This is a genomic window from Streptomyces sp. NPDC052012, assembly GCF_040689265.1.
Taxonomy (GTDB): Bacteria; Actinomycetota; Actinomycetes; order Streptomycetales; family Streptomycetaceae; genus Streptomyces.
Window position 1 is genome coordinate 1 of sequence record NZ_JBFAXA010000037.1, and the last position, 26,273, is coordinate 26,273.

Genomic DNA, 26,273 nt, shown 5'->3' on the forward strand with positions numbered 1-26,273 from the left:
CAACACCCCCGCTTCTCGAGTCGACCGATTCCGCGCCAGACCGAGGACGGACACCACCGCCCCGTCCCCGCCCCACCCACCCCCCGTAGGCGCTACGCGCACCCCCACCGAAGCCGCACCGGCGCCGCAGGCATGCAACGCGCACCCCCACCGGCCCCGCACCCAAAGCCGCAGGCACGCAACGCGCACCCCCACCGGCCCCGCACCCAAAGCCGCAGGCATGGAACGCACACCCCCACCGGCCCCGCACCCAAAGCCGCAGGCATGGAACGCACACCCCCACCGGCCCCGCACCCAAAGCCGCAGGCACAGGACGCACGCCCAGACGCGTCTCACCGGCCGGACGACATTTCGCCCCACTTTCGGGAAGCCGCTAGGCTCCGACCGTGGCTGAGATCCAGATTCCCGCTGACATCAAGCCCGCCGACGGACGTTTCGGCGCGGGCCCCTCCAAGGTGCGGACGGAAGCGCTGGACGCGCTGGCCGCGACCGGCACGTCCCTCATGGGCACCTCCCACCGCCAGGCCCCGGTCAAGAACCTGGTCGGCAAGGTACGCGAGGGCATCGCCGAGCTGTTCCAGCTCCCCGACGGCTACGAGGTCATCCTCGGCAACGGCGGCTCCACCGCGTTCTGGGACATCGCGACCCACGGCCTGATCGAGAACAAGTCGCAGCACCTCAGCTTCGGCGAGTTCAGCTCCAAGTTCGCCAAGGCGGCCAAGCTCGCCCCCTGGCTCGCCGACCCGGACATCATCTCCACGGACCCGGGCACGCACCCCACCCCGGTCGCCGAGCAGGGCGTGGACGTCTACGCCTTCACGCACAACGAGACCTCGACCGGCGTAGCGATGCCGATCAACCGCGTCCCCGGAGCCGACGACGGCGCCCTGGTCCTCGTCGACGCCACCTCCGGCGCCGGCGGCCTCCCGGTCGACATCGCCGAGACGGACGTCTACTACTTCGCCCCGCAGAAGTCCTTCGCCTCCGACGGCGGCCTGTGGATCGGCATCTTCTCCCCCGCCGCCATCGAGCGCGCCGAGCGCATCCACGCGTCCGGCCGCCACATCCCGGAGTTCTTCAGCCTCCCCACGGCGATCGACAACTCCCGCAAGAACCAGACGTACAACACCCCGGCCCTCGCCACCCTGTTCCTCCTCAACGAGCAGTTGGAGTGGCTCAACGGCCAGGGCGGCCTGGACTGGTCGGTGCGCCGCACGGCCACCTCCGCCCGCACGCTCTACGGCTGGGCCGAGGACCTCAAGTACGCCAACCCGTTCGTCACCGACCCGGCCAAGCGCTCGCAGGTCATCGGCACGATCGACTTCACCGACGAGATCGACGCCGCCGCCGTGGCGAAGACCCTCCGCGCCAACGGCATCGTCGACACGGAGCCCTACCGCAAGCTCGGCCGCAACCAGCTCCGCGTAGCCATGTTCCCGGCGATCGACCCGGCGGACATCGAGGCCCTGACGAAGTGCATCGACTACGTGATCGAAAACCTCTGAACCACGACACACAGATCTGAACCACGACGCAGATCTGAACCACGCCACGACACGCAGAAGGGGCGCCCAGCCACCACCGGGCGCCCCATCTGCCACGCGCTAGCGGCTCAGCCGCCGGAACCGCCGCACCGCCAGCGGCAGGAAGACGGCCGTCAGCACGACCGGCCACATCCCCGCCATCAGCAACGCGTGCTGCTCCACCCACGACTCCCCGCCCCCGACCGGCGTACCGAACAGCTCACGCGTGGCGGCAGCGGTGGAGGAGATGGGATTCCAGGCGGCCACCCAGCCCAGCCAGTCCGGCATGAGCTGCGGTGCCACGAAGATGCTGGAGATCATCGTCAGCGGGAACGCGACCGCGAACAGCCCGCCGGCCGCCTCGGGGTTCGGCACCAGCAGTCCCAGCCACACACCGATCCAGATGAGCGCGAACCGCAGCCACAGCAACAGTCCGAACGCGGCGAGGAATCCCCACCCGCCGTCCGGCCGCCACCCCATGGCGAGCGCGGTGAGCATCATGATCCCCAGCTCGGCGCAGGCGATGATCAGATCGGTCACGCCGCGCCCGGCCACCACCGCCGACGACGCCATCGGCATCGAACGGAACCGGTCGATGACCCCCTTCGTGGAGTCGTACACCACCACCGTCGCGGTGTTGATGAAGCCGAACGCCATGGTCATCACGAACATGCCCGGCATCAGGAAGTCCTTGTAGTCCCCACCCCCCGGGACCTGCATGGCGCTGCCGAAGACATAGCCGTAGAGCAGCACGGACAGGATCGGGAAGCCCAGCTGCCAGGCGATGTTGACGGGCTGGCGCTGGTAGTGGGTCAGCCCGCGGCGGACGATGTTCCAGCAGTCGGCCAGAACCCAGAACGTACGGCCGTGCACGGCCTCCACGGCACTCATGCGCTCGTCACCTTCCCCGCCACCGTCTCCATCCCCGTCTCCATCCCCGTCTCCGTCTCCCTCTCCGTCTCCTCGGCCCGATGCCCGGTCAGCCTCAGGAACACGTCGTCGAGACTCGGCCGGCGCAGCCCGATGTCCTCGACCCGCACCCCCTCGTCCTGAAGGGTCCGCGCCACCTCGGTCAGCGCGGACACGCGGTCGGTGACCGAGGCGTGCACGCGCAGCCCCTCCTCCTCCGTCTCGGGCTCACCGTCGGCGACCCGCGCGACGACCTTCACCACCCGGGGGATCTCGGCCCGTTCGGCGACCACGACCTCGATCCGGTCACCGCCGATCAGGTTTTTCAGCCCGTCCGGGGTGTCGTCGGCGATGGCGCGCCCCTGGTCGATGACGGTGATCCGGGAGGCCAGCTTGTCCGCCTCCTCCAGGTACTGCGTGGTCAGCAGCACCGTCGTCCCGCCGGCCACCAACGCCCGCACGGACTCCCACACTTCGCCCCGGCTGCGCGGGTCGAGCCCCGTCGTCGGCTCGTCCAGGAAGAGGACGGCAGGGGCGAGGATCATCGAGGCGGCGAGATCGAGGCGCCGCCGCATGCCCCCGCTGTAGTCGCCGACGCCCTTGTCGGCGGCGTCGGTCAGATCGAACTGCTCCAGCAGCTCGCGCGCCCGCGCCTTGGCCCGTTTGCCGCCCAGGTGGAACAGCCGCCCGAACATCTCCAGGTTCTGCCGCCCGGTGAGCACCTCGTCCACCGCGGCGTACTGCCCGGTGAGCCCGATCCGCGCCCGCACCTCGCGCGCCTGCCGTACGACGTCGAGCCCGGCGACCGTGGCCCGCCCGCCGTCCAGCCGGATCAGGGTGGACAGGATGCGCACCGCGGTGGTCTTGCCGGCGCCGTTGGGTCCGAGCAGCCCGTGCACGGTGCCCTCCCGCACGGCGAGGTCGAAGCCGTCGAGGGCGCGCTTCTCGCCGTAGCGCTTCTCCAGGGCCTCGGCCCGTACCGCGTATCCGTCGTTCATGGGACCCCCTTCCGAGAACTGAGTACACCGTACCCGATTACGCGTACGTCGTACCCAGTTTTTTCCGGCGGACCTAGACTGCCCTCATGACGAGCGGTACGCAGACCAGCGGCAGCGGTGACATCGCCCGGACCCTCGACCTGCTGTGGGACACCGGCCGGCGACCGAGCCGCGGCCCGAAACCCGGGCTGACCCTGGAGCGCATCGTGGAGACCGCCGTCGACATCGCGGACCGGGAGGGGCTCGACGCGGTGTCGATGCGCCGCATCGCCACCGAACTCGGCACCGGCACGATGTCCCTGTACCGCTACGTCCCCGGCAAGGGCGAGCTGCTCGACCTGATGCTGGACCGCGTCCAGCGCCCCTCGGACGACCCCGCCGGCCTCGGCGACGGCGGCTGGCGCGCGGCACTGGAGGCGCTCGGCCGCGCCACGCTCGCCCTCTACCGCCGCCACCCCTGGCTGCTGGAGGTCAACCAGTCCCGCCCGATCCTCGGCCCGAGCGCGCTCGACGGCATGGAGAAGGTGCTCTCGCGGATCAGGACGATGGGGCTGAGCGATCCCGAGCTGGTGTCGGCGATCATCATGATCGAGGGCTATGTCGTCGGCGCCGCGCGCACGCAGCTCTACCAGGAGGAGGCGGAGCGCAAGTCCGGGCTGACCGACGCCGAGTTCTGGGAGGCCCAGCGGCCGGTCCTGGAGAAGGCGATGCACAGCGGCCGGTACCCGGTGCTGGCGTCCCTCTCCGAGGACGCCTTCGGCTCCGACTTCGACCACTTCGAGTTCGGCCTGCAGCGCATCCTGGACGGCCTGGAGGTGTGCGTGGCCGCACGCGCCGCGGCGGGCGACACGGCAGACCGGGCACACAGGGCAGCCGGCACCGCGTGCGCCACGGCGGAAGGCGGTGCCTCAGCCGCGACGCCGGAACAGCCGTCGTAGCCCGAGCAGGACGGCGCACGCGACGATCAGCCCGATCGCCCCGACCTCGAGCCGCCCGCCACCGTCACCGTCACCGTCGTCACCGCCGGACGCCGCGGAGTCCCCCTCCCCGGAAGGCGAACCCTCCCCGCCACCACCACCCGGCGCTTCCCGCGCCACGACCGTACTGCCCGCCCCCTCGCTGCCGAACAGGATCCGCGACCCGTCGGCGGAGTAGCTGACGGACTCGCCCTGCCCTTGGAGCGGCACGCTGAGCCGCCCCTCGCGTTCGAGCTTCCCGCCGTTCCAGTCGTAGGAGATGCCCCCGAAGTACCCCCGCACGGCGAGCTGTTGCCCGTCGGGCGAGAGCGCGGCGTCGGTCGCCCACAGCTCGACGGGGGCGACCGGCCGGAAGACGTTGCTGCCGGAGGCGGACAGCCGGGCGGGCCCCTCGTACAGATGCCCGCCCTCCTCCTGCTTGTCGATGATGTAGACGCGCCCGGTCCTGGGGTGGACCACCATCGCTTCGGCGTCACGGGTGCCGTCGGCGTACTTCACCACGTACTGCGTGGCACGGATCGTCTGGTCCTTGAGCGTCGCGGGCTCGGGCAGTCGGTAGATCCACACGTACGGCCATTGCACGCCGTCGTTGTCGCCGATGTCGCCGACGTAGAGCTGGTTGTCCGGGCCCATCGAGATCGCCTCGACGTCACGCGGGGTGCCCACACCGGTCAGCGTGATCGTCGCGACCGTCTCGCCGGTGCTGCTGTCGACGGCGTAGAGGAAGGCGCCCTCGTCCTGGTCGTTGTGCGTCCAGTAGACGCCCTTGTGCCGGTGGGAGGCGGCGAGCCCGCTGGACTCGGTGATGCGCGGATCCCTGATCGTGAACCCGCCGTCGCCGTCGTCACCGTCGGCGCCCTCGGCGGCGGAGGCGGTGGGCACGGCGAGGGCACCCGTCAGAAGTCCCGCGGCGAGCAGGGCGAAAGATCGGCGCATGCCCCAAGAGTGCCACCCCGCGGGGCGGCATGACGGCTGGTGGCCGGACTCACATCGCGACGACCGGCGGGATCGTCCATGATGATCGTGTGCTCAGGTTCATGCCCGTCGGCGACTCGATGACCATCGGGAGCGCGGGTGAACACACCTGGCGTTACCGGCTGTGGCAGCACCTGTGCGGGGCGTACGGCGGCCCGTTCACCTTCGTCGGCCCGCGCGAGGCGCTGCGCGACCCGTCGACGGACGCACCCACGTCGTACGCGTACGCCGACCCGGACTTCCCGCGCGGCCACCTGGCCGGCTGGGGCGAGGGCTGGTGCCACATGGCCCCGCTGATCGGCGAGGCGGTCCGCTCCTGCCGCGCGGACGTGCTTCTCGTCTCCCTCGGCCTGATCGACCTGGGCTTCTACACGAACGCGGAACAGACGGCGGCGAACGTCCGCACCTTCGTGACCGAGGCGAGAGCGGCCCGCCGCGAGGTCCGCATGGTCCTGATGCCGGTGATCCCGAACATCCGCGCCCGGCAGGACGCCCCCTTCGCCGAACAGGTCACCGAGTTCAACGAACGCCTGGCCAAGACAGCAGCCGACCTGGACACCCCCACGTCCCCCCTCCTCCTGGCCACGCCGTCCCCGTCGTACGACATCGACACGGACACCTACGACGGCACGCACCCCAACGCGAACGGCGAACACAAACTGGCGGCGGCCTTCGCCGAGGCGATGTGGCAGAGCTGGGACCTGGGCGGGCCGTACGCGCACTGAGCGCCTCGTCCCGCCCGCTCCCTTGTCACCGTACGGTTCAGTTCGTCAGCGAAGCGGCCATCAAGTTCCTGCTCTCCCCCTGCTCTTCGACCAGTGCGCCGCACGTCCGCCCTCGCGGCCGTGACCGCTCGGGGGCTGGACAACTCGGGTCCGGCGAGACCCATCTGCCTGGCCGCCCGACTGAATGCCCTTGCCTAGAGCGCACTTCAAGCCGTTGGCTGGACGGTCATGGAGTACACGCAGCTCGGACGCACCGGACTCAAGGTCAGCCGACTCATCCTCGGGACGATGAACTTCGGTCCGCAGACCGACGAGGCCGACAGTCACGCCATCATGGACGCGGCGCTGGACGCCGGGATCAACTTCTTCGACACCGCCAACGTCTACGGCTGGGGCGAGAACAAGGGCCGCACCGAGAGCATCATCGGCAACTGGTTCGCCAAGGGCGAGGGCCGGCGCGACAAGGTCGTCCTCGCCACCAAGGTGTACGGGAACATGGGCGCCGACGGCGCCGCCTGGCCCAATCACGACAAGCTCTCCGCCGTCAACATCCGCCGTGCCGTCGACGCCAGCCTCCAGCGGCTCCGGACGGACTACATCGACCTCTACCAGTTCCACCACATCGACCGCAGCACCCCGTTCGAGGAGATCTGGCAGGCCGTCGACGTCCTGATCCAGCAGGGCAAGATCCTCTACGTCGGCTCCTCCAACTTCCCCGGCTACAAGATCGCCCAGGCCAACGAGATCGCCGACCGCCGCGGCGGCACCATCGGCCTCGTCAGCGAGCAGTGCCTGTACAACCTCGCCGAGCGCCGCGCCGAGATGGAGGTCATCCCGGCCGCGCAGGACTACGGCCTCGGCGTGATCCCCTGGTCGCCGCTGCACGGCGGGCTGCTGGGCGGGGTGATCAAGAAGGAGGTCGAGGGCCACCGCCGCGCCTCCGGCCGCGCCGCCGAGACGCTCAAGGATCCCGCCGCCCGTGCGCAGATCCAGGCGTACGAAGACCTGCTCGACAAGCACGGCATCGAGCCCGGCGAGGCGGCCCTGGCCTGGCTGCTCACCCGCCCCGGCGTCACCGGGCCCATCGTCGGCCCGCGCACCGCCGAGCAGCTCACCTCCGCGCTGCGGGCGGTCGAGCTGGAGCTGAGCGAGGAGCTGCTGGCCGGCCTGGACGAGATCTTCCCGGGCCCCGGGCCGTCCCCGGAGGCCTTCGCCTGGTAGCCGCGGCAGCGGGTACGACGTGACGGCCGGCGGCGGCGCTACTTGCCCAGCGCCGCCGCCAGCGCCACCACCACGAACATCAGCACGAGCGCACCGGCCATGATCCGGTTCCGGGTCTTCGGGTCCACGCCTTCGAGCCTAACCGCCCGCCCCGAGCGCCCGACGCGCGACCGTCTCATAACGGGGCTGCTCCCCCGGCACCCCGGACGTCGGCAGACGGCTGCGCACCAGCGCCAGCTCACTCACGGTCCAGGTCCGGCTGCGAAACGCGCGCAGCGCCTCGACATACCGCCGCACATCGACGGCGTCCCGGCTGCGGGCCACCGTCAGATGCGCCTTGTACCGCCGGTGCTCACCCATGTCGATCCCCGCCTTCCGCGCCGCCGCCTCGGCCCGCCCGGCGAGCACACCCAGCGCCCGCAGATCCCCGTCCGCCCCGGCCCACAGGGCCTTCCCGCGCCCGAACTGCCCGCCCCCGCTCAATGCCAGCGAGAAGGGCTCCGTACGCGAGGCCGCCCGCCCGAGCCGCTCGGTCAGCTCGGGCACCAGCTCCTCGTCGACCTCCCCGTAGAAGGCCAAGGTGAAGTGCCACCCCGGCTGCCCGGTCCACCGCAGCCCGTCGGCCCCGGGGAGCTTCTTCAGCAGAGCCACCTCGGCGGCGAGTTCCTGGACGACGTCCTCGGGGGGCAGTACGGCGGCGAACAGTCTCATGGGGCCAGTCTGCCGGGTGTGCCTTGTCACCGTGCGTATCGTTGTACTGCGCGGCTGCATGCATCGATCGGCAGCCGGGGAGGAGCGCCACCATGACTGTCCTCGACGAGAGGATCGAGATGGCCGAGCAGAGCGACGAACTCACGCTCGACACCATGTTCGAGTGGCTGGAGAGGATGCCCGTCCCCGAGGGTTACAAGACCGAGATCGTCGGGGGTCACATCTTCATGGCACCGCAGCGCGGCACTCATTGGCGGATCACTTTCAGCATCCTGAAGCAGCTGAGCAGCCGCTACCCCGAAGAGCATCTGCTGTCCGACGTCCGGATCGACTACCCCGGACATCTCAACGGGATCGCCTCTGACGTGACAGCGATCAGGGAGGGCGCCGATGAGGACGAGAAGGGGCGCTTCCACTACGAGGATGTCGAGTTCGTCGCAGAAGTCATCTCCAAGCGCACCGCCTCCAACGACTACGGTCCCAAGAAGGACGTCTACGCCGCCGCAGGCGTCCCCGTGTTCCTGATCGTGGACCCGTATGCGGGCGAATGGCACCTGCACACGATGCCGCAGGACGGGAAGTACCACGGCAGCATCAGCTTCGACTTCGGCGTCGACATCGATCTCACCAACACGCCCGTCGGCCTCACCCTCAAGACCGACGACTTCCCCCGCGACTGACCCTCAGCCCACCGAAGCCAGCGCCTCCCGCTGCCGCTCCCTCGGCACGAATCGCACCACCGGATACCCCCGGTGCCAGCCCACCGACAGGCGCAGGTCGCCCACCCTCGCCAGGATCAGGCCGATGACCGCCGCCGCCGTCACCGCCACCGCGCCGCCGACCGCCAGGCCCGCGCGGGCGCCGTACGTGTCGGTGATCCAGCCGACGATCGGGGCGCCGACGGGGGAGCCGCCCAGGAAGACCATCATGTAGAGGGCCATGACGCGGCCCCGGACCGCCGGGTCCGTCGACATCTGGATCGTGGTGTTCGTGGTGACGTTGACCGTCATGGCGAACAGGCCGATGGGGATCATCAGCAGGGCGAACATCCACAGCTCCGGGGACACCGCGGCCACGATCTCCAGCGCGCCGAAGGCCAGCGCCGCGAGGATCAGCAGCCGCAGGCGGGCCGTCCCGCGCCGCGCCGCGAGCAGGGCACCGGCCACCGAGCCGACCGCCATCAGCGTGTTGAACATGCTGTAGACGCCCGCGTCGCCGCGGAAGACGTCGTCGGCGAAGGCCGAGAGGTACACCGGGAAGTTGAACGCGAACGTGCCGACGAACCCGACCAGCACGATCGGCCAGATCAGTTCGGGGCGGCCGGCGACGTAGCGCAGGCCCTCCCGCAGCTGGCCCTTGCCGCGCGGGGCGCGCTCGACGGCGTGCAGCTCGCGGGAGCGCATCAGCAGCAGGCCGGTGAGCGGCGCGATGAACGACAGGCCGTTCAGCAGGAACGCCCAGCCGGTGCCCACGCCCGTGATCAGCAGGCCCGCGACGGCGGGGCCGACCAGGCGGGCGGACTGGAAGTTCGCGGAGTTCAGGCTGACCGCGTTCTGCAGCTGGCCGGGTCCGACCAGTTCGGAGACGAAGGACTGGCGGGCCGGGTTGTCGACCACGGTCGCGAGGCCGACGGCGAAGGCAGCGACGTAGACGTGCCAGACCTGCACGTGGCCGGTCAGGGTGAGCACGGCCAGCGCGATCGCGGTGAGGGCCATCGCGGACTGGGTGACGAGAAGCGTGGGGCGCTTGCGCAGGCGGTCGACGAGGACACCGCCGTACAGGCCGAACAGCAGCATCGGCAGGAACTGCAGGGCCGTGGTGATGCCGACGGCGGCCGAGGAGCCGGTGAGGCTGAGCACCAGCCAGTCCTGGGCGATGCGCTGCATCCAGGTGCCGATGTTGGAGACGACCTGGCCGAGGAAGAACAGGCGGTAGTTCCGGATCCTCAGGGAGGAGAACATCGAGGTCTTGCGGGGGGTGCAGGCAGGGGTGCCGCGGCTGGTGTCGTGAGTGTCCGGTGCGGGGGCGGAAGGTGTTCCGGGTCCCGTACTCAACAGGTTCGCCTCCTCGCGATGCGTGCTTACAGGTGCGCCAGCTTCTCCAGTACCGGGGCGGCGGCGCGCAGCTTCGCCCACTCGTCCTCGTCGAGCTCCTCGACCAGGGAGGCCAGGAAGGCGTTCCGCTTGCGGCGGCTCTCCTCGAGCATCGCCTCGGCCTGCTCGGTCTGCGTCACGACCTTCTGGCGCCGGTCGTCCGGGTGCGGCTCCAGCCGGACGAGCCCCTTGGCCTCCAGCAGCGCCACGATGCGGGTCATCGACGGCGGCTGGACGTGTTCCTTGCGGGCGAGCTCGCCCGGGGTGGCCCGACCGCAGCGGGCCAGAGTGCCGAGCACCGACATCTCGGTGGGGCTGAGCGACTCGTCGACCCGCTGGTGCTTGAGCCGACGGGACAGCCGCATCACGGCGGATCGGAGGGCGTTCACGGCGGCTGCGTCGTCGCCATGGCTGAGGTCCGGCATGTTCTTTAGCTTACCTCATTACCCTCGCTAAAGGACCACTGGAGGGACCCATGAGTGCCCGTGACGGCCGCCACCCCCACACCCGATCACTCGTACGGGTGATCCTTCAACGGAACCTGACCCGCCGCACGGAAGAGTGCCGCGACGCTCGTGGACATGGGGACCGACGTGCTCAGCCTGCGCATAGACCACGAGCTGCTCGAACGGCTCCGGGATCATGCCGCCAAACGCGGCATGAGCGTCCAGGACTATGTCGTCCGGACGCTCATGCGCGATGACTTCGACCAGCGGTTCCAGACCGCCGTCGAGGAGACGGAGAAGTTCTACGGGGTCACTTGAGCCCGTAGCCGTGGGACCCGGTCAGGTCAGACCCAGCGCCGGCATCAGGTAGTAGAAGGCGAACACCGCCGACACCACGTACATCGCCGCCGGGATCTCCCGTCCCCGTCCGGCCGCCAGCCGCAGCACCACGAAGGTGATGAAGCCCATGCCGATGCCGTTGGTGATCGAGTAGGTGAACGGCATCATCAGCATCGTCACGAAGGCCGGGACGGCGATCGTGTAGTCCGCCCAGTCGATCTCCTTGATCGACCCGGCCAGGATCAGGAAGCCGACCGCGAGCAGCGCGGGCGTGGCCGCCTGGGACGGGACCATGGTGGCGACCGGCGTGAGGAACAGCGCCGCGGCGAACAGCGCACCGGTGATCACGTTGGCGAAGCCCGTGCGCGCGCCCTCACCGACACCGGCGGTGGACTCCACGAAGCAGGTGGTGGCCGACGCGGAGCTGGCACCGCCCGCGGCGACCGCGATGCCGTCGACGAAGAGCACCTTGTTGATGCCGGGCATCTGGCCCTCGCCGTCGGTCAGCTTCGCCTCGTCGGAGACGCCCATGATCGTGCCCATCGCGTCGAAGAAGCACGACAGCAGCACGGTGAAGACGAACAGGATGCCGGTGAGCACCCCGACCTTCTCGAACCCGCCGAACAGGCTCACCTCGCCGATCAGCCCGAAGTCGGGGGTGGCCACCGGATTGCCGGGCCAGGTCGGGTTGGTCAGGCCCCAGGAGGGGACGTCGGCGATCGCGTTGATGATCATGGCGACGACCGTCATCGCGACGATCGACAGCAGGATCGCGCCGGGCACCCGGCGCACGATCAGCGCCAGCGTGAGCAGCGCGCCGAGGACGAAGACGAGCACCGGCCAGCCGGTGAGGTGGCCGCCGCTGCCGAGCTGGAGCGGCACGGTGGTCTGGGCGGCGTCCGGGATGCGGGAGACGAAGCCGGAGTCGACCAGACCGATCAGCATGATGAACAGGCCGATACCGATCGCGATGGCCTTGCGCAGCCCGTACGGCACGGCGTTCATCACGCGCTCGCGCAGGCCGGTGGCGACCAGCAGCATCACCACGAAACCGGCCAGCACCACCATGCCCATGGCGTCCGGCCAGGACATCCGCGGGGCGAGCTGGAGCGCGACGACCGAGTTCACGCCGAGGCCGGCGGCCAGCGCGATGGGCACGTTGCCGATGACGCCCATGAGCAGCGTGGTGAACGCCGCCGTCAGCGCCGTCGCGGTGACCAGCTGACCGTTGTCCAGCTGGTTGCCGTACATGTCCTTCGCGCTGCCCAGGATGATCGGGTTGAGCACGATGATGTAGGCCATCGCGAAGAAGGTGGCGAAACCGCCGCGGATCTCGCGGGCGACGGTGCTGCCGCGCTCGGAGATCTTGAAGTAGCGGTCGAGAACGCCGTACGCGGGGCCGGACCCCGGCTGGTCGGGAGTGGGGGCCTTGGCGGGGGCCGAGGTGGACATGCGGGACCTCATCACCGGCGGACCTCCCCCAAGGCCCTTTGGTGTTTTCTACGAACAGAAGTGGTCAGAGACAAACGGATTCAGTATGAACATATAGCGGCCGCATTGCCATCTACTCGCGTAGAGCGCGCGGCCCCTTAAGCTGTCGCTCATGACAGGGCTTTTCTCGGGAACCCCGATCAGGCACGAGGCGCCGGAGCCCCTCGAGGGCCCGGTCGTCGGCACGATCGTCGGCGGCACGCTCGTCTGGTTCGTCCTCTTCCTGGTGCAGCTGCCCTTCTACGGCTGGTTCGACGAGCACGGCCACACCTGGTGGCTGTGGACCTGTCTGGCCGGGGGCGGCCTCGGGTTCATCGGCATCTGGTACGTCCGCAAGCGGGACGCCGCGATCAAGCGGGCCCAGGCGGAACAGGCCGAGCAGTCCGCGGCCCCCGGCACCGACTGACCCTCGGCCTGCCTCTCCCCCACCGTCGTACGACCACGGCACTACCGGCGGCCGCACCCCGTCCTCCCGTGGTCGGATCTTCCGCGCATCCGGTGGGTGAACCCCCAAAACCGCACGTACCGTCGAATGCATGACGCATCTCGACGCGGGTGCCCAGGTCGATGTCGCGCGGCCCGCCACACTCACCTCCCCCGTGACCGGACTGACCTCGGCCGAGGTCGCCGAGCGGGTGGCGCGCGGGCAGGTCAACGACATCCCGGTGCGCAGCAGCCGGTCCCTGACCGAGATCGTCCGCGCGAACGTGTTCACCCGGTTCAACGCGATCATCGGCGTCCTGTGGGTGATCATGCTGGCCGTCGCGCCCATCCAGGACAGCCTGTTCGGCTTCGTGATCCTCGCCAACACCGGCATCGGCATCGTGCAGGAGTGGCGGGCGAAGAAGACCCTCGACTCGCTCGCGCTGATCGGCGAGGTGCGGCCCACGGTGCGCCGGGACGGGGTGGCCGCCGAGGTCAGCACGTCACAGATCGTCCTGGACGACCTCATCGAGATCGGGCCGGGCGACAAGGTCGTCGTCGACGGGGTGTGCGTCGAGGCGGACATGCTGGAGATCGACGAGTCGCTGCTCACCGGTGAGGCCGACCCGGTGGTGAAACAGCCCGGCGACCAGGTCCTGTCGGGCAGCTTCGTGGTCGCGGGCGGCGGCGCCTTCCAGGCGACCAAGGTGGGCCGCGAGGCCTACGCGGCCCAGCTCGCCGAGGAGGCCTCCCGCTTCACCCTGGTCCACTCCGAGCTGCGCTCGGGCATCTCCACGATCCTCAAGTACGTGACGTGGATGATGGTCCCGACCGCGATCGGCCTGATCATCAGCCAGCTCGTGGTGAAGGACAACGAGCTGAAGGACTCCGTCGCCCGCACGGTCGGCGGCATCGTGCCGATGGTCCCGGAGGGACTGGTCCTGCTCACCTCCATCGCCTTCGCGATCGGGGTGATCCGGCTCGGCCGCAAGCAGTGCCTGGTGCAGGAACTGCCCGCCATCGAGGGCCTGGCCCGGGTCGACACGGTGTGCCTGGACAAGACGGGCACCCTGACCGAGGGCGGCATGGACGTCACGGAGCTGCGGCTGCTCGACGGGAGCGAGGAGGGGTACGTCCATCAGGTGCTGGGTGCGCTGGGCGCGTCCGACCCCCGCCCGAACGCCTCCCTCCAGGCGATCGCCGACCGGTACCCGGCGGTCGACGGCTGGCGCCGCACCGACGCGCTGCCCTTCTCCTCCGCCCGCAAGTACAGCGGGGCCGCCTTCGACGAGGGCGACGGTGAGGCCGTCACCTGGCTGCTCGGGGCCCCCGATGTGCTGCTGGACCCCGACGACCCGGCCCTGACGGAGACCGAGCGGCTGAACGAGCAGGGCCTGCGGGTGCTGCTGCTGGCCCGCGCCGAGCGCGCGCTGTCCGCCGAGGACGTCGCCGAGGGGGCCCGGCCGGCCGCGCTGGTGGTGCTGGAGCAGCGGCTGCGCCCGGACGCCGCCGACACCCTGCGCTACTTCGCCGAGCAGAACGTCCGGGCCAAGGTCATCTCCGGCGACAACGCGGTGTCCGTCGGGGCGGTCGCCGCGAAGCTCGGTCTCGAGGGCACGACGATCGACGCGCGCCGGCTGCCCGCCGACCGGGACGAGATGGCCGAGGCGCTGGACGAGGGCACGGTCTTCGGGCGGGTCACGCCGCAGCAGAAGCGGAACATGGTGGGCGCGATGCAGTCGCGCGGGCACACGGTCGCCATGACCGGGGACGGCGTGAACGACGTGCTGGCGCTGAAGGACGCCGACATCGGGGTCGCGATGGGCTCCGGGTCGGAGGCGACCCGGGCGGTCGCGCAGATCGTGCTGCTGAACAACAGCTTCGCCACGCTGCCGTCGGTGGTGGCGGAGGGGCGCCGGGTGATCGGCAACATCACGCGCGTGGCCACGCTGTTCCTGGTGAAGACGGTGTACTCGGTGCTGCTGGCCGTGCTGGTGGTCTGCTCGCAGGTGGAGTACCCGTTCCTGCCCCGCCACCTGACCCTGCTGTCCACGCTGACCATCGGCGTCCCGGCGTTCTTCCTGGCCCTCGCCCCCAACAAGGAACGGGCCCGCCCGAACTTCGTCCGCCGGGTCATGCGGTACGCGATTCCCGGCGGGGTGCTGGCCGCGCTGGCGACCTTCGCGACGTATCTCATCGCCCGCGTGCACTACACCGGCGAGGGCGCGCTGGACGCGGAGACCAGCGCGGCGACGCTGACGTTGTTCCTGATCTCGATCTGGGTGCTGGCGATCATCGCGCGGCCGTACACCTGGTGGCGGATCGGGCTGGTCGCGGCGATGGCGGGGGCGTTCCTGCTGGTGCTGGTGGTGCCGTGGCTGCAGGAGTTCTTCGCGCTGAAGCTGGTCGGGATGACGATGCCGTGGATCGCGGTGGGGGTGGCGGTGGTGGCGGCGGCCACCCTGGAGTTCCTGTGGAGGTGGGTGGACCGCCGCTTTCCCGCTTAGCGCTCGGCTTTGGCCGGTCGTGCGTCGTGGGTCACCGCGGGTGCGTGGGGGCTGGTCGCGCCCGCGCGGCGGAGCCGCAGATCGACACAGCCCCACGCCCCTGCCGGGGCGCGTCTCAGCGGACGTCGACGAAATCGCCGGCCGCGTTGACCGCCGGGGTCGTCGTGGTGCCGGCGAAGGCGTAGCGGTAGTAGCCGTCGGTGGAGGCGGTGACGGTGGTCTTGAGGTTGCCCGTCGAGTTGGTCTTGATCGTCTTCAGCGTGGTGTAGGTGCTGGAGCCCTTCTTGCGGAACTGCAGCTTCACCGGCTGGTTGGTGTAGCCGTGGTACTGGTTGGTCTCCCAGTTGGCGCGGGAGAGCTTGCCGGTGACCGTGATGGTCCTGCCCTTCGTCACCGGCTCCGGGGAGGCGTTGACGGTCAGCTTGGAGTAGCGCTGGACGAGGGTGGTGCCCAGGGCGCCCTGGTCGGCGAACTCCTCCGTGGCGAAGTTCAGGGCCAGGCCGCCGGCCTTCCAGCTGCCGGCGTGGGAGTTGATCAGCTCGCCGTAGGCCGGGTAGACGTCGATGTCGCCCTTGCAGGTGGCGGTGGTGGCCGAGGTCTCGGTGCAGGTCGCCGGGTAGTCGCCGAGCAGCAGGTTGTCCGGGGCCTCGTACGCGCCCTTGTAGATGTACGGGCCGGTCGCGAAGTCCTCGGCGTGGATGTCGACGTCGGCGCCGTGGGTGATCGTGTAGGTCACGGTGGTGGAGACCTGGTTCGTGGTGCCGACCTTCACCGCCTTGGCGATCTTGAGGTCGGAGAAGGAGACGTCCAGGTCCCCGATGACGTCGCCGGCGGCGAACGTGGACCGGGCGGAGGCACCGTGCGAGGCCGCGAGCTTGGCGGCGGCCTCCTCACGGTAGGAGGGACCGTCGGCCTGGGCGGCCGGGACGGCGAGGGCGGACAGGGCCAGGGCGCCGGAGACGGCGGCCACGGTGGCTCGGATACGCATGCGTTCCCCAGGTGGGAGAGAGGGGCCCCGGCTCTGGTCGTCCCCAACGGCTCGTCGTCGGCACGGGGCCCAAGTGATCGTGGAGTCTGTTGACTCGGATGATCAGATACACCACCCGGGCGAATGGTTGTACGTGAGGTGAAGGAGATGTGCGAGCTCTTCTTCACGGCCTCGTACGAACCGGCTCCCTCAGTCGAACCACCGGTCCCGGGCCAGTTCCTCCGTGCGGGTCGGGTCCTCCAGGAGGGCCGCCACCTCGAAGCGCCGCGGCCACTGACCGGCCGCCCAGGCCAGGCCCGCGGCCACGCCCTCCAGGGTGGCGGCGTGCAGCACGCCGTCGTCCGTCAGACGCCAGTCGATCTCGACGCCGTCGACGACGAGTTCCTCGTGCTCGACGTACGAGGACGGTGTGCGCGGGCCGAGCAGCACCCGGACCGCGTCCGGCACCTCGTGTTCCGTGCCCTCGGAGTGGACCTCCCCGGTGACGGACTCGCTCAGGCGCCGCACCTGGAACAGCTCCGCCAGCTCGGCGGCGCGCGAGGGGCGGACCGGAAGCAGGGGGACGCCCTCGGTGAACGGGAGCAGGTCGGGCGAGTCGACGACCACCGCGTCCGCCGCGTCCACCACCTCCACCCGGCCGTCGACCACCGCGCGCAGCTCGTCCGGCAGCGTCACCTGCTCGGGGTCCAGCTCGGCCAAGGCGCCGTACAGGGCGTGCAGTTGGGCGGCCGAGACCGCGCGGTGCGGGTCGGCGAGGCGGTCCAGCAGCTCGGCCGCGCCGCCCGGTTCGTCGAGCAGCGCGGACACGGACGTCCGTACGCCGAGCGCCCGCAGTACCTGCTCGTCGTCGAACCCAGTCGCGTCGGCCTCGTCGTACAGGCCGCGCAGCAGCGGATCGCTGCCGGCGGCGCGTAGACCGGCCGGCCGGCGTCCGTCGAGCACGGGGTGGCCGCGCAGCCACCAGGCCGTGTACGGCCGTACGACCTCGTGGGTGCCGTCCGGCAGCAGGATGCGCACCGGCTGGGTGAGCGCGTCCCGCAGCGGCGGGCGGGCGAGCAGGGCGAGGGCCCGGGGCCACTGGTCGTCGTCCACGAGGTCCAGGTCGCGGACGGCGACGATCTCGGTGGCGACCGGCGGCACGGGCGTGTCGGGGAAGCGGTCGAGGATGTCCTCGCACCACACGTCCACCGCGTCCAGCAGTCCCGCGTCGTCGGGCTCGGCGAAGTCGCCCTCCCGCGGCTCGAGTTCGTCGGGGTCGAGGACGACGTCGGTGGCGCGGATCAGCGCGAAGTCCACCAGGACGCCGCAGGCGGCCAGCGGCTGCTCGCCCCACCGCTCGGCCAGCTCGGCGTCCACCGAGGCGAGTTCCCCCTCCCGCATCACGGAGGCGAAGGGGCCGCCGGGGAAGACCAGCTCGCAGGCCGGGGACAGTTCACCGTCCTCGTCGGGCAGCGCGAGGGCGCCCAGCCAGGGCTCGTCGCCGGGCTCCAAACCCGCGTCCCGCACCAGAGCGAGCACGGTGTCGGCGAGTTCCTCGGCGTCGGGGGCGTCCTCCTCCCAGTTCAGCGGCCCCTCGTCCGCCAGCGAGGCGGCGACGGCGGCCCTCACCTGCGGAGTGGTGAGCACGGCACGCGGGGTCGCCGGGAGCGCGCCGAGCTTCTCCAGCAGGGGGTGCGCCGCATCCGGGTGGGCGACCTTCAGCCCGAGCCGGGTCAGCATCTCCGGGTCGATCCGGGCGGCCTCGGCACTCGGCAGCAGCACCTGCCGCGGCCCGATGGTGGTCCGCGCTCCCCCGGTGCCGAAAGCCCGGGAGGTGCCCCCGGCCAGCGGCACCGGCAGCCCGGACAGCCGGTCGGGGTCGACGCCGGCGAGGCTGTCGTACAGCCGGTGCCACCACTCGGGTGCCTTCTCCAGCCCCGCGAGCCGGTCGATCGCGTCGGTGAGCGGCAGCCGGGCGACACCCAGCGTGCGCAGCTCGACGCGGCGTTCGAGCCCGGCGGGCAGCAGCGTGGGAAGCACCTCCGCGAGCACCCGTACGGTGTCGGCGCCCGCCCCCTCGACGATCTCGGCGTCCCGGGGCCGCAGCGCCTCGGGCAGCTCGGCGTCGCCGTCCTTGTGCGGCTGCGCGGCCGGCGGCAGGAACGCGGTGCGCGGCAGCCGCTCCAGGATCGCCTGGCGCAGTGCCCCGTCCAGCTCGCCCTTGCCGAGCGGGCCGGGCACGAGGTCGATGATCCCGGCGGTCACGGGCCGCCACTCGGCGAGGAGTTCGGCGTAGGCGTCGGCCGCGCGCTGGACGAGGAAGTCCGTCAGCGGGCCAGGGGCCGCGTGCCGCCGGGTGGAGTCGAGCGGGAAGGAGGCGATGAGCAGCGCCGGGACGCCGAGGGGCTCGTCGCTGGGCGTGGGCGCGTGCAGGACGGGGCTGGTGCGGGGCCGGCCGGGGCCGCCGTCGCCGTCGACCGGCACGGCCCAGGTCACCGACCAGTGCGGCCGCAGCCGTTCCTCGACGGGCCGGTCGGCGAGCAGCTCGGCGGTGAGCGGCCCGTGCGCGGCGGCGGTGCGCCACCGGGTGGTCCCGTCCCGGGAGTCCTCCACGACGGTCAGGCCCGCCTCGCTCCGCCGCCGCAGCGTCCGCGGCTCGTCGCCCCCGACCTCGACGACGACCTCCTCCAGGCCGGGCAGGGCGAGCAGCAGCGCGTCGTCGACCGCGTGCAGCAGCCGTTCGGCGAGATCGGCGGCGGCCGCGTCGCGCAGCGGCAGGATGACGGCCGTGTCGTACGGGGCGGGCGGGGTGCCCTCGGCGGCGAAGGGCAGCCGGAGCAGGGGCACATGCCCGTCACGGCGCCGGATCTCGTCGCCCAGGCCGGGACTGTGCCGGGCCGTGTCACCGGCGAGCGCCCGCGCCTCGCCGAGGGACCAGCGCACGCCACCGTGCCGTCCGACGACGGCGGGCTCGTCGGTGACGGCGAGGACGGCGGCGAATCCGACCCCGAAGCGCCCCACGGCCCGCTCGGGGGCGTCCCGCTTGGCGGACGCCCGGAGCGTGGACAGCGACTCGACGCCGGCGGCGTCCAGCGGGGCACCGGTGTTGGCGGCGACGAGCACGCCGTCGCGCAGGGTCAGCCGCAGCCGCCCCGGCACACCGGCGCGGGCGGCGGCGTCGGCGGCGTTCTGCGCGAGCTCGACGACGAGCCGGTCCCGGTAGCCGCCGAGGACGAGGTCCTCCTCGGCGTTGGCGTCCTCACGGAACCGCGCGGGGCTGGTGGCCCAGGCGTCCAGCACCCCACGCCGCAACCGGGCCGTACCGAACGGATCGGCCCCCTCGGCGGCGGGCCGCACGAACTTGCTCACGTTGATCTCTCCTCATGGGCCCACATCGGCGCGTGAGGTCGAAGGTACCGCCCCGAGAGGCGCAGCCCCTAAGATCCGCCGCCCGGGAAGCGGGACGGCGGTCCCTGCCCACCGACCTGGGCAACTTGCCCCCTCCCTCGCTGAGTACCGCTACTCATGTGCGGCGAAGGCCCCGCCCGGAAGCTGTGCCCATGACACGAACTCCCCGCTTCCCGCGCCGCCCGGCCCTGGCCCTCACGGTGACGGCCCTCGCCGCCCTGACGCTCACCACGGCCTGCGGCACACAGAAGCCGTCGGCCACGGTCTCCGGGCAGCAGGCCCGGGAAGCGGCATTCGCCACGATGTGGAACAAGGTCGGTCGGTCGTGCCCGTCGCGCACCACCCCGCCGGATCCGCTGCCGACCGACGACCCCGCGACCGAGGAGCTGGAGGCACCCCTTCCCCCCACGGAGGGACCGGGAGTGGACATGGACGCATACGACTGGTGCGCGCGCTTCCTCCACGAGGAGCGCGTCGCCCGCGCCCTCTGGGACCTGCCGGCCCCCGACCCCGCCGAGGTCAGGAGGATCCTCAACGACCTCGGCTACCCCGACGAGCGCATCCACGGCCTCGAGCGGTCCGGCCAGGCCACGCGCTTCCTGCTGGACCTGCGCGTCGACGGCGGCCGACTGGCCCTGAAGGGCTCGGCGGCGGGCGAGAGGACGGACATCGAGGGCTACGCGGCGCCGAGGACGGGCCCGCTGACGGCACCTCGCTAGGCCCTGTCCGACGACAGGGCCTGGGCGCCGTGTCCACGTCATGCGCGGATTAGGGTGTCGCCATGACATCGGTCAAACAGTTCCAAGTCACCTTCGACTGCGCGGAACCCGAGCGCGTGGCTCGCTTCTGGTGCGAAGTGCTGGGGTATGTCGCCCCTCCGCCGCCGGACGGTTTCGCCACCTGGGACGACTACAACCGCTCGCTGCCGCCGGAGGGCCGGGACGCCTGGTTCGCCTGCAGCGACCCTTCCGGTGCGGGCCCGCGGCTGTTCTTCCAGCGCGTTCCCGAGGGCAAGGTCGTCAAGAACCGGGTGCACCTCGACGTACGCGTCGGCACCGGGCTCGTGGGCGAGGAGCGCCTGACCACGCTGGAGGCCGAATGCGCCCGCCTGGTCGCCCTCGGCGCGAAGCGCGTCCGCCTGCTGGCCGCCGACGAGGAGAACGAGTCGTGCATCGTGATGCAGGACATCGAGGGCAACGAATTCTGCCTCGACTGACCCGACGTCGGCCGGCTCACCCGCGTGGGCCGGTGATCCCCGCTACGAATGCCCCAGTTCCGCCGACGACTCCTCCTCTGTCGGGGGGACCGAGCCCGAGTCGGGGGACGGGCGGAGGGGGAACGGGTCGACGCGGGTCTCGTCGATGACCGGAGGGGCCGGCTGCGGGGGCTTCGGCATCACCGCTGCCTCCGAGTGGCCGCCGCAGCCGTACGCCAGGGACACCACGCGGCCGTCCGCCGGGGAGAACTCGTTGGCGCAGACGCCGAAGGCCTGGCCCAGCGAGCCGCCGATCGGGACGAGGAAGCCGCAGGACACGCAGGAGGCAGGGGCGGCCTGGGCCATCGGGGTCTTCGCGCCGAACGCCTCCTCCCAGCGGTCCGCCGCGCTGTGCAGGCCGTAGCGGGACAGGACGCGGGCGCGGCGCATGCCCAGTTCCTCGGCGACCGCGGCGATCGAGCCGCGCGCCGGTGCCGTGAGATGCGCGGGCGTGCCCGGCGTGACCTCCGCGTCCTCCGCCTCCGCCAGATCCGCGAACTCCTCCGAGAGCACCGAGTTCGGCGGGACCTCGTCCTCGCCCGAGTAGCCCGGCTCCAGACGCAGATCCTCCGCGTCCGTGGGCAGCAGATCGCCGGGACCCATGTCCCCGGGGCGCAGCCGCTCGCTCCACGGCACCCACTCCGGCGCGAGCAGCGCGTCGGGGCCGGGCAGCAGCACCGCCTCGTCCACGGTGACGATCTTCGCGCGGGAGGCGCGGGCGACGGTCACGGCCCAGCGCCAGCCGCGATAGCCGAGCTCCTTGCACTCGAAGAAGTGCGTGACGACGCGGTCGCCCTCGGAGACCAGTCCCTCGTGCTCGCCGACCACGCCGGGCGCGGCGGCTTCCTCCGCTGCGGCGCGGGCGAGGTCGACCGCCTCGGCGCACAGACGGTCGGGGGTCCGGCTTCGCGTTGCTGCGCTCACAGGTATCGCTTCTCTCCTACGCCGTCTCACGAGTGCGCCACTCCCAGCGCGGGGGCGGACGGAGCGGACCGGGGGACCGCGTCGACGTCCGCGCCGAATCGTGCTCGGGCGCGCCTCCATCCATTCTGCGGGATGGCTGAGATACGCACGCTACCTTCTCGCGTCCGCTGGGCCTACACCGACGGTTGTTCTCACCGCCCGCGCGCCGCCCGCCCACCCCCCTCACCGTTGCGCCGGACAGCCGCACGCCCGCCGCGTCCGTGCCGATACGGCACTACACACCCGGTTCTCGGGGCACTATGACGTGGTGGCTACCGCGAGGACACCCCAGGGCGCCACCGGGAGCGGTGGGCCGAAAGGGGTCAAGGGGAGCGGCCGACGCGTCCGGACGGGCCGGGCGGGCGGCCGTCTTCGTGCCGTCGGCCGCGCGCTGCACTTCCCGGTGACGGGTGCCGCACGCGGGATCCGCAAGGCGACCCACGCGCACGGCGCCGGTGAGTCCGGCCTCGGCAAGCTGATCGAGCTGCACGGCGTGAACGGCGCCGGCGACGTCATGATCACCGTCGCGCTGGCGTCGACCGTGTTCTTCTCCGTGCCGACGGACGAGGCGCGCGGCCGGGTGGCGCTCTACCTCGCCATCACCATGGCGCCCTTCACCCTCCTCGCCCCCGTCGTCGGCCCCCTCCTGGACCGCCTCCCGCACGGCCGCCGCGCCGCCATGGCGGGTGCGATGTTCGCCCGCGCGCTGCTCGCGCTGGTGCTGTCCGGCGCGGTCGTCACCGGCAGCCTCCAGCTGTATCCGGCCGCGCTCGGCGTGCTGGTCGCGTCGAAGGCGTACGGCGTGGTCAGAAGCGCGGTGGTGCCGCGGCTGCTGCCGCCCACGTTCTCCCTGGTCAAAGCCAACTCGCGGGTCACCCTCGGCGGGCTGCTGGCCACCGGGATCGCCGCGCCCATCGGCGCCGGGCTCCAGCAGATCGGGCCCCGCTGGCCGCTGTACGGCGCGTTTGTGATCTTCGTCGCGGGGACGGTGCTGTCCTTCACGCTGCCGCCGAAGGTGGACTCGGCGAAGGGCGAGGACACCGCGCTGCTCGCGGCGGACGAACAGCATCTGCACGGCCCGCACCGCAAGCCGGTCAAGCGGCCGGGGCTGCGCACGGTCGGCCCGGCCGTCACCAACGCGCTCGGCGCCAACGCCTCCATCCGCTGCCTCACCGGCTTCCTGATCTTCTTCCTGGCGTTCCTGCTGCGCGAGCACCCGATGACCGGCCAGAGCGCCGCGGTGTCGCTGGGCATAGTGGGCGTGGCGGCGGGCACCGGCAACGCGCTCGGTACGGCGGTCGGCGCCTGGCTGAGATCGCGCGCCCCGGAGATCATCATCGTGACGGTGGTGGCCTGTGTCGCGGGCGCCGCGGTCACCGCGGCGGTGTTCTTCGGCGCGGTCCTCGTGGCGTGTCTCGCCGCTGTCGCCGGGTTCGCGCAGGCACTGGCCAAGCTGTCCCTGGACGCGCTGATCCAGCGGGACGTGCCGGAGCTGGTCCGCACGTCGGCGTTCGCCCGGTCCGAGACGCTGCTGCAGATGTCGTGGGTGCTGGGCGGCGCGGTCGGCATCGCCATGCCGCTGATCGGGCCGCTGGGTCTCGCGGTGGGCGCCGGGATCGTCGGCACCGGCTGGCTGCTCACCGTCCGCGCGCTGATCGGTTCGGCCCGGCACGGGGGCACGGGGCGGGCGCGAGTGGCGTAACGCTCCGGCCACGCCGTACCCCCACGTGGGAGGAGGGCGAGCCGCGCCCGATAGCCTTCGGCCATGACCACGTTGCAATCCGCTGTGCGACGCCGCCGCGCCGTCGCCGCCGCCGGCGCCGTATCCGCCGGACTGCTCGTCCTGTCGGCCTGTGACAAGCCGACGCCGATGGCCACGATCACCGTGGGCAGCTCCTCGGTGAGCTCCGAGGCCACCTGCGGCGGCGAGGGCGAGGCCCTGAAGTCCTCCGACCTCACCAAGTGCCTGCGGGACAAGGGCGTCGACGAGATCAAGGTCGACCCGGACGCCACCGTGCGCTTCGGCGTGGACCCCGAGGTCGCCGACAACGGCTGGACGATCCTGATGAACGGCCAGCCGCTGACCGACTCCAGCAAGAAGACCTACCGCACCATCCCGGGCAGCGTGTTCTTCAACGAGCAGTACGGCGCCCAGGGCGACTCGACCCTCGTGTCGATCAAGGAGGGCGAGACCGACGCGACGGGTCTGTGGTCCTTCCGGCTGAAGAAGGACGCCTGATCACGTCGTCCGCACGCATCCTCGTGGCCACCGCGGTCCCCGTCGAACGGGACGCGGTGGCCCGGGCGTTCCCGGGACCCGTACGGGAGACCCCCCTGCCCGGCGCGCTCCTGCACCGGGTCACCGGCGGCCCCGACCTCCTCGCCGCCGGAGTCGGCCCGGCCCTCGCCGCCGCCTCCACGGCCACCGCGCTCACGAGCGCCGCGCTGGACGACCGCCCCTACGCCCTGGTGATCTCCGCCGGGATCGCCGGCGGTTTCCAGCCGCACGCGCCCCTCGGCTCCCTCGTCCTCGCCGACGAGATCACCGCGGCCGACCTGGGCGCCGACACGGCGGAGGGCTTCCTGCCGGTCACCGACCTCGGCTTCGGCACCGTCACCCACCGTCCGCCCGCCGCCCTGTTCCGCGACGCCGCCGCCGCGACCGGCGCGCTCACCGGCACCGTCCTCACCGTCTCCACGGTGACCGGCACCGCCGCCCGCGCCGCCGAGCTGCGCTCGCGTCACCGCCGCGCCCTCGCCGAGGCCATGGAGGGCTTCGGGGTCGCCGAGGCCGCCGCCGCGCACGGCGTGCCCGTGCTGGAGCTGCGGGCGGTCTCGAACCCCGTCGGCCCGCGCGACCGCGCCGCCTGGCGCATCGGCGACGCCCTGACCGCCCTCACCGAGGGCTTCGGGAAGCTCGCGCCCGTCCTGCAGAGTTGGAACCCTCATGACCAGTGAGAAGCAGCAGCCGTTGCGCATCGCGTACTCGCCCTGCCCCAACGACACGTTCGTCTTCGACGCCCTCGCCCACGGCCGCATCCCCGGCGCGCCCGCCCTCGACGTCACCTTCGCCGACATCGACCTCACCAACGGCATGGCCGAGCGCGGCGAGTTCGACGTGCTGAAGGTGTCGTACGCGGTGCTGCCGTACGTCCTCGACGAGTACGCCCTGCTGCCCTGCGGGGGCGCGCTGGGCCGGGGCTGCGGGCCGCTGGTGCTGACCCGGGAGCCCGGGGTGGACCTCACCGGCCGCACGGTCGCCGTGCCGAGCGAGAAATCGACGGCGTACCTGCTGTTCCGGCTGTGGGCGGCGGATGTCGTGCCGGGCGGGGTGGGGCAGATCGTGGTGATGCCGTTCCACGAGATCATGCCCGCCGTGCGGGACGGGAAGGTCGACGCGGGGCTCGTCATCCACGAGGCGCGCTTCACGTACCAGAACTACGGTCTGCACAAGCTCGCCGACATGGGCGAGCACTGGGAGCACACCACCGGGCTGCCGATCCCGCTGGGGGCGATCATCGCCAGGCGGTCGCTGGGAGCGGACACGCTGAAGCGGCTCGCCGACGCGGTCCGTGCGTCCGTGCGGGCCGCCTGGGACGACCCCGAGGCGTCCCGCCCGTACGTCATGGAGCACGCGCAGGAGATGGACCCGGCCGTCGCCGACCAGCACATCGGGCTGTACGTCAACGAGTTCACCGCCGGTCTCGGCGAGGACGGCTACGCGGCCGTACGGGGCCTGCTCACGCGTGCGGCGGCCGAGGGACTGGTACCGCCCCTCGGCCCGGACGCGCTGCGTTTTCCGTAGGAGATCAGGGAGGTCAGACGTCCAGCTGGTCGGCGACCGCCCGCAGCAGGCCGGCGATCTTCTTGCCGGCGGCCCTGTCGGGGTAGCGGCCCCGCTCCAGCTGCGGCGTGATGTTCTCCAGCAGGGTCGTCAGGTCCTGGACGATGGACGCCAGCTCGTCGGGCTTCTTGCGCTGGGCCGCCGCGACCGACGGGGTCGGGTCCAGGAGCGTCAGGGACAGGGCCTGGTCGCCGCGCTGGCCGGCGACCACGCCGAACTCCACGCGCTGACCCGGCTTGAGCGTCTCGACTCCGGCGGGGAGGACCGAGGAATGGACGAAGACGTCGCCGCCGTCGTCACGGGAGAGAAAGCCGAAGCCCTTCTCGCTGTTGAACCACTTGACCTTGCCGGTAGGCACGTCTGTCCTCGTCCTCGTACTCGTCGGAAAACTGCTTCTTAAACGGCTCTTGATAGCACTCGGGCGGGCCTGGTGACCCGCCGGTACCAAGGCTAATGGTCCTCAGGCCCGTGACAAGACGTCACCCGGTTGTTCCCTAC

Annotated in this window: 25 protein-coding genes; 14 read left to right on the forward strand and 11 right to left on the reverse strand. The window is 71.6% G+C overall.

Annotated features, from left to right (window positions below; genetic code table 11):
- Positions 1-386 precede the first annotated feature (386 nt).
- Entirely contained in the window at positions 387-1,505 is a 1,119-nt protein-coding gene (serC, locus tag AB0412_RS34080) for a phosphoserine transaminase (RefSeq protein WP_366406482.1), read from the forward strand.
- 99 nt (positions 1,506-1,604) lie between these two features.
- On the opposite strand, the gene AB0412_RS34085 is transcribed toward serC, so the two are convergent.
- Both AB0412_RS34085 and AB0412_RS34090 read right to left on the reverse strand, forming a co-directional pair.
- The gene (locus tag AB0412_RS34085) at positions 1,605-2,414 is read right to left on the reverse strand and encodes an ABC transporter permease (RefSeq protein WP_366406483.1); all 810 of its coding nucleotides are present in this window, start codon (positions 2,412-2,414) and stop codon (positions 1,605-1,607) included.
- Positions 2,411-3,430: an ATP-binding cassette domain-containing protein gene (locus AB0412_RS34090; protein ID WP_366406484.1), complete on the reverse strand. Its 1,020-nt coding sequence runs from the start codon at positions 3,428-3,430 to the stop codon at positions 2,411-2,413. Before AB0412_RS34090 ends, AB0412_RS34085 begins: the two co-directional genes overlap by 4 nt.
- 86 nt (positions 3,431-3,516) lie before the next feature.
- Here AB0412_RS34090 and AB0412_RS34095 point away from each other — a divergent pair, with 86 nt between their 5' ends.
- Positions 3,517-4,368 carry a TetR/AcrR family transcriptional regulator gene (locus tag AB0412_RS34095; RefSeq protein WP_366406485.1) on the forward strand — a complete coding sequence of 284 codons (852 nt, stop codon included), beginning with the start codon at positions 3,517-3,519 and terminating at the stop codon, positions 4,366-4,368.
- Here AB0412_RS34095 and AB0412_RS34100 read toward each other — a convergent pair.
- A complete protein-coding gene (locus tag AB0412_RS34100; RefSeq protein ID WP_366406486.1) occupies positions 4,339-5,343 on the reverse strand; it encodes a WD40 repeat domain-containing protein in 1,005 nt (334 codons plus the stop codon). The two genes, AB0412_RS34095 and AB0412_RS34100, sit on opposite strands and share 30 nt — an antisense overlap.
- 89 nt (positions 5,344-5,432) lie before the next feature.
- Here AB0412_RS34100 and AB0412_RS34105 point away from each other — a divergent pair, with 89 nt between their 5' ends.
- On the forward strand, positions 5,433-6,107 hold the full coding sequence (locus AB0412_RS34105) for a GDSL-type esterase/lipase family protein (protein WP_366406487.1): 675 nt from the start codon (positions 5,433-5,435) through the stop codon (positions 6,105-6,107).
- 228 nt (positions 6,108-6,335) lie between these two features.
- Positions 6,336-7,328 (forward strand): aldo/keto reductase, encoded by a 993-nt coding sequence (locus AB0412_RS34110; RefSeq protein WP_366406488.1) that lies wholly within the window; start codon positions 6,336-6,338, stop codon positions 7,326-7,328.
- 138 nt (positions 7,329-7,466) lie between these two features.
- On the opposite strand, the gene thpR is transcribed toward AB0412_RS34110, so the two are convergent.
- Positions 7,467-8,039, reverse strand: a complete 573-nt coding sequence (thpR, locus tag AB0412_RS34115; RefSeq protein WP_366406489.1) for an RNA 2',3'-cyclic phosphodiesterase — start codon at positions 8,037-8,039, stop codon at positions 7,467-7,469.
- 92 nt (positions 8,040-8,131) lie between these two features.
- Here thpR and AB0412_RS34120 point away from each other — a divergent pair, with 92 nt between their 5' ends.
- Positions 8,132-8,719: a Uma2 family endonuclease gene (locus tag AB0412_RS34120; protein WP_366406490.1), complete on the forward strand. Its 588-nt coding sequence runs from the start codon at positions 8,132-8,134 to the stop codon at positions 8,717-8,719.
- A gap of 3 nt (positions 8,720-8,722) precedes the next feature.
- Here AB0412_RS34120 and AB0412_RS34125 read toward each other — a convergent pair whose 3' ends face one another.
- The gene (locus tag AB0412_RS34125) at positions 8,723-10,093 is read right to left on the reverse strand and encodes an MFS transporter (protein ID WP_366406491.1); all 1,371 of its coding nucleotides are present in this window, start codon (positions 10,091-10,093) and stop codon (positions 8,723-8,725) included.
- Between the two features lie 26 nt (positions 10,094-10,119).
- Positions 10,120-10,557, reverse strand: coding sequence for a MarR family transcriptional regulator (locus AB0412_RS34130; RefSeq protein ID WP_260826437.1), 438 nt, complete (start codon positions 10,555-10,557; stop codon positions 10,120-10,122).
- Positions 10,558-10,713: 156 nt separating this feature from the next.
- Between AB0412_RS34130 and AB0412_RS34135 the strand changes: the two genes are divergently transcribed.
- Positions 10,714-10,896 (forward strand): ribbon-helix-helix protein, CopG family, encoded by a 183-nt coding sequence (locus tag AB0412_RS34135; RefSeq protein ID WP_366406492.1) that lies wholly within the window; start codon positions 10,714-10,716, stop codon positions 10,894-10,896.
- Between the two features lie 21 nt (positions 10,897-10,917).
- On the opposite strand, the gene AB0412_RS34140 is transcribed toward AB0412_RS34135, so the two are convergent.
- Positions 10,918-12,369, reverse strand: coding sequence for an NCS2 family permease (locus AB0412_RS34140; RefSeq protein ID WP_366406493.1), 1,452 nt, complete (start codon positions 12,367-12,369; stop codon positions 10,918-10,920).
- A 151-nt stretch (positions 12,370-12,520) separates the two neighbouring features.
- Here AB0412_RS34140 and AB0412_RS34145 point away from each other — a divergent pair, with 151 nt between their 5' ends.
- Together AB0412_RS34145 and AB0412_RS34150 are read left to right on the forward strand one after the other, a co-directional pair.
- A complete protein-coding gene (locus tag AB0412_RS34145) occupies positions 12,521-12,814 on the forward strand; it encodes a DUF2530 domain-containing protein (RefSeq protein WP_366406494.1) in 294 nt (97 codons plus the stop codon).
- Positions 12,815-12,944: 130 nt separating this feature from the next.
- Complete coding sequence (locus tag AB0412_RS34150) at positions 12,945-15,338, forward strand: HAD-IC family P-type ATPase (protein WP_366406495.1); 2,394 nt, start codon at positions 12,945-12,947, stop codon at positions 15,336-15,338.
- Positions 15,339-15,453: 115 nt separating this feature from the next.
- On the opposite strand, the gene AB0412_RS34155 is transcribed toward AB0412_RS34150, so the two are convergent.
- Entirely contained in the window at positions 15,454-16,326 is an 873-nt protein-coding gene (locus AB0412_RS34155) for a hypothetical protein (RefSeq protein ID WP_366406496.1), read from the reverse strand.
- 189 nt (positions 16,327-16,515) lie between these two features.
- A complete protein-coding gene (locus AB0412_RS34160; protein ID WP_366406497.1) occupies positions 16,516-19,674 on the reverse strand; it encodes a molecular chaperone Hsp90 in 3,159 nt (1,052 codons plus the stop codon).
- A 191-nt stretch (positions 19,675-19,865) separates the two neighbouring features.
- Between AB0412_RS34160 and AB0412_RS34165 the strand changes: the two genes are divergently transcribed.
- Both AB0412_RS34165 and AB0412_RS34170 read left to right on the forward strand, forming a co-directional pair.
- Entirely contained in the window at positions 19,866-20,432 is a 567-nt protein-coding gene (locus tag AB0412_RS34165; RefSeq protein WP_366406498.1) for a hypothetical protein, read from the forward strand.
- A 62-nt stretch (positions 20,433-20,494) separates the two neighbouring features.
- A complete protein-coding gene (locus AB0412_RS34170; RefSeq protein WP_366406499.1) occupies positions 20,495-20,929 on the forward strand; it encodes a VOC family protein in 435 nt (144 codons plus the stop codon).
- Between the two features lie 42 nt (positions 20,930-20,971).
- On the opposite strand, the gene AB0412_RS34175 is transcribed toward AB0412_RS34170, so the two are convergent.
- The gene (locus AB0412_RS34175) at positions 20,972-21,892 is read right to left on the reverse strand and encodes a DUF3027 domain-containing protein (RefSeq protein ID WP_366406500.1); all 921 of its coding nucleotides are present in this window, start codon (positions 21,890-21,892) and stop codon (positions 20,972-20,974) included.
- A gap of 307 nt (positions 21,893-22,199) precedes the next feature.
- Between AB0412_RS34175 and AB0412_RS34180 the strand changes: the two genes are divergently transcribed.
- From AB0412_RS34180 to AB0412_RS34195, 4 genes are all read left to right on the forward strand, one after another.
- Positions 22,200-23,633 (forward strand): MFS transporter, encoded by a 1,434-nt coding sequence (locus AB0412_RS34180; protein WP_366406501.1) that lies wholly within the window; start codon positions 22,200-22,202, stop codon positions 23,631-23,633.
- Between the two features lie 84 nt (positions 23,634-23,717).
- A complete protein-coding gene (locus tag AB0412_RS34185; RefSeq protein WP_366406528.1) occupies positions 23,718-24,170 on the forward strand; it encodes a DUF2771 domain-containing protein in 453 nt (150 codons plus the stop codon).
- The gene (locus AB0412_RS34190) at positions 24,140-24,889 is read left to right on the forward strand and encodes a futalosine hydrolase (protein WP_366406502.1); all 750 of its coding nucleotides are present in this window, start codon (positions 24,140-24,142) and stop codon (positions 24,887-24,889) included. Before AB0412_RS34185 ends, AB0412_RS34190 begins: the two co-directional genes overlap by 31 nt.
- Positions 24,879-25,736: a 1,4-dihydroxy-6-naphthoate synthase gene (locus AB0412_RS34195; RefSeq protein ID WP_366406503.1), complete on the forward strand. Its 858-nt coding sequence runs from the start codon at positions 24,879-24,881 to the stop codon at positions 25,734-25,736. The genes AB0412_RS34190 and AB0412_RS34195 overlap by 11 nt, the downstream gene beginning before the upstream one ends.
- 13 nt (positions 25,737-25,749) lie before the next feature.
- Here AB0412_RS34195 and AB0412_RS34200 read toward each other — a convergent pair whose 3' ends face one another.
- Positions 25,750-26,133, reverse strand: coding sequence for a cold-shock protein (locus tag AB0412_RS34200; RefSeq protein ID WP_184823755.1), 384 nt, complete (start codon positions 26,131-26,133; stop codon positions 25,750-25,752).
- Positions 26,134-26,273: the final 140 nt, after the last annotated feature.

Excerpts from the sequence above, each read along its gene's own strand:
- AB0412_RS34100 (WP_366406486.1), bottom strand. The coding sequence starts at position 5,343 with ATGCGCCGATCTTTCGCCCTGCTCGCCGCGGGACTTCTGACGGGTGCC.
- AB0412_RS34165 (WP_366406498.1), top strand. The coding sequence starts at position 19,866 with ATGACACGAACTCCCCGCTTCCCGCGCCGCCCGGCCCTGGCCCTCACG.
- AB0412_RS34150 (WP_366406495.1), top strand. The coding sequence starts at position 12,945 with ATGACGCATCTCGACGCGGGTGCCCAGGTCGATGTCGCGCGGCCCGCC.
- AB0412_RS34095 (WP_366406485.1), top strand. The coding sequence starts at position 3,517 with ATGACGAGCGGTACGCAGACCAGCGGCAGCGGTGACATCGCCCGGACC.
- AB0412_RS34170 (WP_366406499.1), top strand. The coding sequence starts at position 20,495 with ATGACATCGGTCAAACAGTTCCAAGTCACCTTCGACTGCGCGGAACCC.
- AB0412_RS34090 (WP_366406484.1), bottom strand. The coding sequence starts at position 3,430 with ATGAACGACGGATACGCGGTACGGGCCGAGGCCCTGGAGAAGCGCTAC.
- AB0412_RS34195 (WP_366406503.1), top strand. The coding sequence starts at position 24,879 with ATGACCAGTGAGAAGCAGCAGCCGTTGCGCATCGCGTACTCGCCCTGC.
- AB0412_RS34130 (WP_260826437.1), bottom strand. The coding sequence starts at position 10,557 with ATGCCGGACCTCAGCCATGGCGACGACGCAGCCGCCGTGAACGCCCTC.
- thpR (WP_366406489.1), bottom strand. The coding sequence starts at position 8,039 with ATGAGACTGTTCGCCGCCGTACTGCCCCCCGAGGACGTCGTCCAGGAA.
- AB0412_RS34140 (WP_366406493.1), bottom strand. The coding sequence starts at position 12,369 with ATGTCCACCTCGGCCCCCGCCAAGGCCCCCACTCCCGACCAGCCGGGG.
- AB0412_RS34085 (WP_366406483.1), bottom strand. The coding sequence starts at position 2,414 with ATGAGTGCCGTGGAGGCCGTGCACGGCCGTACGTTCTGGGTTCTGGCC.
- AB0412_RS34155 (WP_366406496.1), bottom strand. The coding sequence starts at position 16,326 with ATGCGTATCCGAGCCACCGTGGCCGCCGTCTCCGGCGCCCTGGCCCTG.
- AB0412_RS34110 (WP_366406488.1), top strand. The coding sequence starts at position 6,336 with ATGGAGTACACGCAGCTCGGACGCACCGGACTCAAGGTCAGCCGACTC.
- AB0412_RS34120 (WP_366406490.1), top strand. The coding sequence starts at position 8,132 with ATGACTGTCCTCGACGAGAGGATCGAGATGGCCGAGCAGAGCGACGAA.
- AB0412_RS34135 (WP_366406492.1), top strand. The coding sequence starts at position 10,714 with ATGGGGACCGACGTGCTCAGCCTGCGCATAGACCACGAGCTGCTCGAA.
- AB0412_RS34145 (WP_366406494.1), top strand. The coding sequence starts at position 12,521 with ATGACAGGGCTTTTCTCGGGAACCCCGATCAGGCACGAGGCGCCGGAG.